Origin of the sequence: Accumulibacter sp., from assembly GCF_029255125.1 — a bacterium.
Lineage (GTDB): Bacteria > Pseudomonadota > Gammaproteobacteria > Burkholderiales > Rhodocyclaceae > Accumulibacter.
In genome coordinates this window covers 26,796-33,045 of record NZ_JAPUVR010000063.1, presented here as the reverse complement: position 1 = coordinate 33,045, position 6,250 = coordinate 26,796, and the positions used below count along the sequence as shown (strand labels likewise).

The following is a 6,250-nucleotide window of genomic DNA, read 5'->3' as shown; positions in this document are numbered from 1 at the left end:
GTCAATGTCGATGACACCAATGTCTTCTTCGACGTCAATGGCGACGGCTGGAAGCGCCGCACCTCCTGGGTGGGCAAGGACGATGGCCTGCTCGCCTACGACATCGATGGCGATGGCCGGATCGACCAGGCGGGCGAGATCAGCTTCGCCCGCTACCAGCCAGGCGCGCAGACCGACCTCGAAGGCTTGCAAGCGTTTGACAGCAACAACAACCGGCGCTTCGACGCCGCCGACAACAAGTGGGCGAAGTTCGGTGTCTGGCAGGACGTCAATTAGAACGGCGTCACCGACCCCGGCGAATTCCGCAGCCTGAGCGCCATGGGGATCACCGCCGTCGATCTGACCAGCGACGCTCACTTCCAGGTCATCAATGGACAGACGGTACACGGCCTGGGGCAAGTGACCAAGGCGGATGGCAGCACACTGGCGATCGCCGACGTGACGCTCGCCTACAGCCAGCAAACGCAAGTGCCGCAAGGCGACGGTACGACGCCGACCGCCAACCCCCCGCCCTTCTCGCCAAACGGCGAGGAAATCATCGGCAGCGAGGGCAAGGATCTCATTCTCGGCAAGAACGGCAACAACCTCGTCAAAGGACTGGGTGGCGACGATGTCGTTTTCGAGGATGGTGGCAACGACATCCTCGACGGTGGCGACGGCAACGACCTGATCTACTCGGGCGCCGACAACGACCTCGTCATGGGCGGAGCCGGCAACGACGCCCTGTACACCGGTCTGGGCAACGACCTCGCCTTTGGTGGCGACGGACACGACGCCATCTTTGCCGAGGGGGGTAACGACGTGGTCTTTGCCGGCGCTGGCAACGATCTGATCTCCGGCGGCTGGGGCAACGACGTCCTCTCCGGCGATGACGGCAACGACCAGGTCTACGGCGAATCCGGCAACGACGCCCTGTTCGGTCGCGATGGCGACGACGAACTCTACGGCCTGCAGGACAATGATCGCCTGGACGGCGGCAAAGGCAAGGACCTGCTCGACGGCGGCGCGGGCAGCGACACCCTGATCGGCGGCGCCGACGACGACACCTACGTCGTCGACGACGCGTCCGACACGGTGACCGAATGGGCGAACGAAGGCCAGGACAGCGTCCGCACCACGCTCGACGACTACACCCTCGGTGCCCACCTCGAAAACCTGAGCCTCGCCGGGTCGGCGAACCTCACCGGGCACGGCAACCAGGCGAGCAACGTTCTCGTCGGCAATCGCGGCAACAACACGCTGACGGGTGATGCCGGCAACGACACGCTCGACGGTGCGCTGGGTACCGACACGCTGATCGGCGGCGCGGGAGACGACACCTACCGCGTCGACAACGCCGGCGACACGCTGCTCGAACAGGCCGACGAAGGCAGCGACACGGTCAAGGCCAGCGTCAGCTACGCCTTGGCCGCGCACCTCGAACACCTGATCCTGACCGGCAACGACGCGATCGACGCCACCGGCAACGAACTCGACAACCACCTGACCGGCAACGCCGGCGACAACCGCCTCGACGGCGGTGCCGGCGCCGATCTGCTCGCCGGCGGACGCGGCAACGACACCTACGTCGTCGACCAAACGGGCGACAGCGTGAGCGAAAACGCCGCCGAAGGAATCGATACCGTGCTCAGCGCGATCGATTACCACCTCGGCGCGAACCTCGAAAACCTCACCCTGAACACGACCAGCGACCTCAATGGAACTGGCAACGAACTCGATAACCTGATCGTCGGTAACGCCGGCAACAACACACTCGACGGCGGCTCAGGGGCGGATACGCTGATCGGCGGCGCGGGAGACGACAGCTATCTCGTCGACAACGCCGGCGATAGCCTGAGCGAAGCGGCGGATGCCGGAACCGATGCGGTATTCGCCAGCGTAAGCTACACCCTGTCGGCCAACCTCGAGCACCTCACCCTGACGGGAAGCGACGACCTCAGCGCCACGGGCAACGACTTGAGCAATGTCCTGACCGGCAACACCGGTGCCAACCGGCTTGACGGCCGGGCCGGTGCCGATGCGCTACTGGGCGGCGCCGGCGACGACACCTACCTCGTCGATGACCTGGGCGACATGGTGCGCGAGTTCTTTGCCGAAGGTACGGATTCCGTGCTCGCCGCACTCAGCTTCGTCCTGCCGGAACACGTCGAAAACCTGACGCTGGCCGGCGACGCGGCGATCGACGCAACGGGCAACGCGCTGGACAACACCCTCATCGGCAACGGCGGCAGCAATCGCCTCGATGGCGGTCTTGGCGCCGACGCAATGTTCGGCGGCAACGGAGACGACACCTACCGCGTTGACCATGCCCTGGATTCCGTGACCGAAAACGCGCAGGAAGGCAGCGACACGGTATTCGCCAACGTGAGCCATACGCTGTCCGCCCATGTCGAAAACTTGACGCTGACCGGCTCGGCCGACCTCGACGCCACCGGCAACGAACTCGCCAATACACTGATCGGCAACAGCGGCCGGAACCTCATCAACGGCGCCACCGGTGCCGACAGCATGGCCGGCGGCGCAGGCAACGACGACTACTTCGTCGACAATGCCGGCGATACGGTCACCGAGGCGTTCGATGACGGAATCGACACGATCTACGCCAGCGTCGCTTACGTGCTGCCGGAACACGTCGAGAACCTCATCCTGACCGGCAACGGCAATCTCGATGCGAGCGGCAATGCCGCCGACAATACGCTCACCGGCAATGCCGGTAACAACGCCCTCGCGGGCGGTGGCGGCAACGACACGCTCGAGGGTGACCAAGGCAACGACGTTCTGATCGGCGGCAGCGGGAACGACACCTATCTCCTCAAGCTCGGCGACGGGCTCGACACGATCGACGACGTTTCCGGCACCGATACCGTGCGCTTCGCCACCGGGCTTTCTCTCGATAACGTCGCTTTGCGCATCACCGAGACCAACGGCGTCCATACCGCGCAGCTACGGATATTGAATGCCGGCGGCTGCGAACAGGCCGATCAGGGTTTCGACTTCACCGTCACCGTCGATCGCCGCGGTCAGATCACCTCGCCCATCGAAAAATTTCAGTTTGCCGACGGCAGCCTCAAGACACTCGACGATCTGCGGATAAAAACGCGCTTCACCTACGGCACCCCGTGGACGAGCACCCTCACGACCGGCCGCGACGACGACATCATCGTCGCTGGCCCGCGTCAGAACCTGATCCGCTCAGGGAGCGGCAACGATATCGTCTATGCATGTTCCGGTGGCGACACGGTTCAGGGCAAAGGCGGCAACGACTACCTGCAGGGTGGCAGCGGCAACGATACGCTCGACGGCGGCTGCGGCCTCGACGTCCTGGCCGGATCGAATGGTCGCGACACCCTGCGCGACCTGGGGGGCAACAATGCCCTTTTTGGCGGCACCCAGAACGATCAGATCGAAGCCGGTGCGGGGAACGATTTCATCGCCGGCGGCAGGCACGACGACACGATCCAGGCCGGTGGGGGCAAGAACATCATGGCCTTCAACTGGGGCGACGGTCGTGACATCGTCCTGCCCAGCCTCGGCGCCGCGAACACCTTGTCGCTCGGTGGCGGCATCGAAGAAAGCGACCTCGTCTTCAAGAAGACCGGCTCTGATCTCGTTCTTGGCACCGGTGGCAGCCACCAGATCACACTCAAGGACTGGTACGCCTCCACCGGCAACCAGAGCGTGGACCGGGTGCAGGTCGTCGAGGCGGTGCCGTACTTCGGCTTCGCGCAAACCCGGCCCACCGGCTGGCAGGTCGACACCTACGACTTCAAGGCATTGGTTCAGCAGTTCGACGCCGCGCGCACGGCCAACCCGAAGTTGTCGCAATGGCGCCTGATGAACGGCCTGCTCGACGCGCACCTGAGCCGCAGCGCATCGGCTGCCTTGGGCGGCGAATTGGCGACCCGCTACGCCCTCGGCAGCGAATCCGCCATCTCGCTCGCCATCGCCCAGGAGACCTTGAAGGATCCCCACTTCGGCAGTCAGGCACAGGCCGTCGGCCACCGCTTCGATGCCACCGTCTGCGCCTACCGTCTCGCCTGAAACCGACCACCGAGAATGACCATGACCGACAAGACAACCGAAACCGCGCTCGCAGCGCTCGAACAGGCGCGCGAGTCGCTCGCCAAACTGCCGATACTCGGCCCAGCGCTGTGGCTTTATGCGCGCGATCCGGTAAAGAAATTCATGTTCCTCGGCGATACCGACTGGGCGGTCCTGCCGCCCATCGTGCTCGACCAATGCCGACTCTACACCCAGCGTGGGCTGCCCTACGCCTTTGTCACCTGGGCTTTGGTCAATGATCAGGTCGACGCCCGACTACGTTCCATTCAGCCCAGGATCGCGCCGCACGAATGGAAATGTGGCGAGCACGTGTGGATCATCGATGCCGTCGCCCCCTTCGGACAGTTGGAGGAAACGCTCGACGAACTGCGCAAGACGATGTTCGCCGGCAGGAAGGTCTCGGCCCTGCTGCCCGACCCCACCAGGACCGGCGCGATGACGCTACGCGAATGGCCGCCGGCCGCGCCGCCGACCACACACTGAGGCCGGTCGGATGCGCTCAGCGGTAAAACCGCTGTCGAGCGACGTGCTCGATTTTGCTCCCGGCCTGCTGTCCATCCAGGAGAGCCCGCCGGCACGATTACCGCGCACGGTCCTCTACTGCGTGGCCGCCCTCTTCGCCATCCTGCTCGTTTGGGCGACCTTCGGAAAACTCGATATCGTCGCCTCGGCCGAGGGGCGGCTGGTGCCGCAGACCTACGTGAAGATTGTCCAGCCGGCGGAGGCCGGCATCGTTCAGGAGATATTGATTCGCGAAGGTCAGTCGGTAGAAGCCGGTCAGATCCTGATGCGCATGGACGCCAAGCTGACCGAAGCCGACGCGCGCACGCTGCGCCACGAGCACGAACTCAAGCGCCTGCAACTGCGGCGCATCGACGCTGAACTCGCCGGGTTGCCGATGCGCCGCGAAGCGGCCGATGCGCCGGAAATCTACGCCCAGGTCGCCAACCAATACGCAGCGCATCGGCAGGCCTATCAGGATGCACTGGCCCAGGAACAGGCCATTCTCGCCAAGACCCGGCACGACTTGCAGGCGTCGGAAGAGCTGGCACGCAAGCTGCGGGACACGGTACCCACTTACCGCAAGAGCGCCGCCGCTTTCGAGAAACTGGGCCAGGACGGCTTCTACAGCACGCTGGCGGTCGACGAGAAGCAGCGTGACCGCATCGAGAAAGAACAGGACATGCGTGCCCAGGAGTCCACCGTAGCGAGTCTCAAGGCGACCATCGCCGCCAGCGAGAAGAAGCTGGCGCAGATCACGTCAAACTACCGCAGCGAGTTGCACAACGAGCGGGTCGAAGCCGAATCGCAGTTCAGAAAGCTCACCGAGGAGCGGGCAAAGATCGAACACAAGGCGGGCCTGCTCGCCCTGCGCGCCCCCGAGCGAGGTGTCATCAAGGACCTGGCGACGCATACGGTAGGAACGGTCGTTTCGCCGGGAAGCGTCCTCATGTCGCTCGTCCCGCATGATCAACCGCTGCAGGCCGAAGTGCTGGTCAGGAATGAAGATGTCGGCTTCGTTCATGTCGACCAGCGGGTCAAACTCAAACTGGTTTCCTATCCCTTCCAGAAGTACGGCATGATCGATGGCACCGTCCTGCATGTCGGACCCGATGCCGCCGATCCGCCAGGCAAGTCGGCAGGATCAGCCAGCGATCTGTCCGATGGCACCGCCGGCCTGCGCTACAAGGCATTGCTTCGACTGGATGCGCAACACCTTGAAACCGATGGCAACCGCCTGCGCCTGACACCCGGCATGCAGGTCATCGCAGAGATCCAGCAGGGACAACGTACCGTGATGGAGTATTTGTTGTCTCCCGTCCAGAAGGCTTGGCAAGAGGCCGGGCGCGAACGCTGACCCGAAAGACGCAAGCGGGTCAAGAAAATATCCGACTTGGCAAGCAGCGCGCAGAGCCGATAGGCAACTTCGTGTGAACGGGAAACCCCGTTTGCACGCTATCCGAGCGAGGCCTAGCCGCACTGCCGCGTGCCGCCCGACGCGAGCCTAGCAACAAGAATTCGCCGCCGATCGCCGGATCTGGCGCACGCTTCGCGCGTCCGGCAACAGGCGTCCACCGACTGACAGGCGCGGGCTGACTTCGTCCGGAGCGGTACGAACCGACGCCGGCCATCCACTCGACGATCGCCTGCCGCACGGGCGCGGACGGCGATCTGGCGCCCGCTGCTC

The 6,250-nt window shown here is 64.4% G+C and carries 3 protein-coding genes and 1 pseudogene; all 4 read left to right on the top strand.

The window, feature by feature from the left end; all coding sequences use genetic code 11:
- Nucleotides 1-276 (top strand): annotated as a pseudogene (locus Q1L59_RS03105) (hypothetical protein); the annotation flags it as partial.
- A gap of 42 nt (nucleotides 277-318) precedes the next feature.
- Nucleotides 319-4,041, top strand: a complete 3,723-nt coding sequence (locus tag Q1L59_RS03100) for a calcium-binding protein (protein WP_300327896.1) — start codon at nucleotides 319-321, stop codon at nucleotides 4,039-4,041.
- A 21-nt stretch (nucleotides 4,042-4,062) separates the two neighbouring features.
- Entirely contained in the window at nucleotides 4,063-4,545 is a 483-nt protein-coding gene (locus tag Q1L59_RS03095; RefSeq protein WP_300327894.1) for a toxin-activating lysine-acyltransferase, read from the top strand.
- 10 nt (nucleotides 4,546-4,555) lie between these two features.
- Nucleotides 4,556-5,920, top strand: a complete 1,365-nt coding sequence (locus Q1L59_RS03090) for an HlyD family type I secretion periplasmic adaptor subunit (protein ID WP_300327892.1) — start codon at nucleotides 4,556-4,558, stop codon at nucleotides 5,918-5,920.
- The last annotated feature ends 330 nt before the right edge of the window (nucleotides 5,921-6,250 follow it).

Bases quoted from the DNA above. Each gene is read 5' to 3' on its own strand.
- Q1L59_RS03100 (WP_300327896.1), top strand. From the start codon at position 319: ATGGGGATCACCGCCGTCGATCTGACCAGCGACGCTCACTTCCAGGTC.
- Q1L59_RS03095 (WP_300327894.1), top strand. From the start codon at position 4,063: ATGACCGACAAGACAACCGAAACCGCGCTCGCAGCGCTCGAACAGGCG.
- Q1L59_RS03090 (WP_300327892.1), top strand. From the start codon at position 4,556: ATGCGCTCAGCGGTAAAACCGCTGTCGAGCGACGTGCTCGATTTTGCT.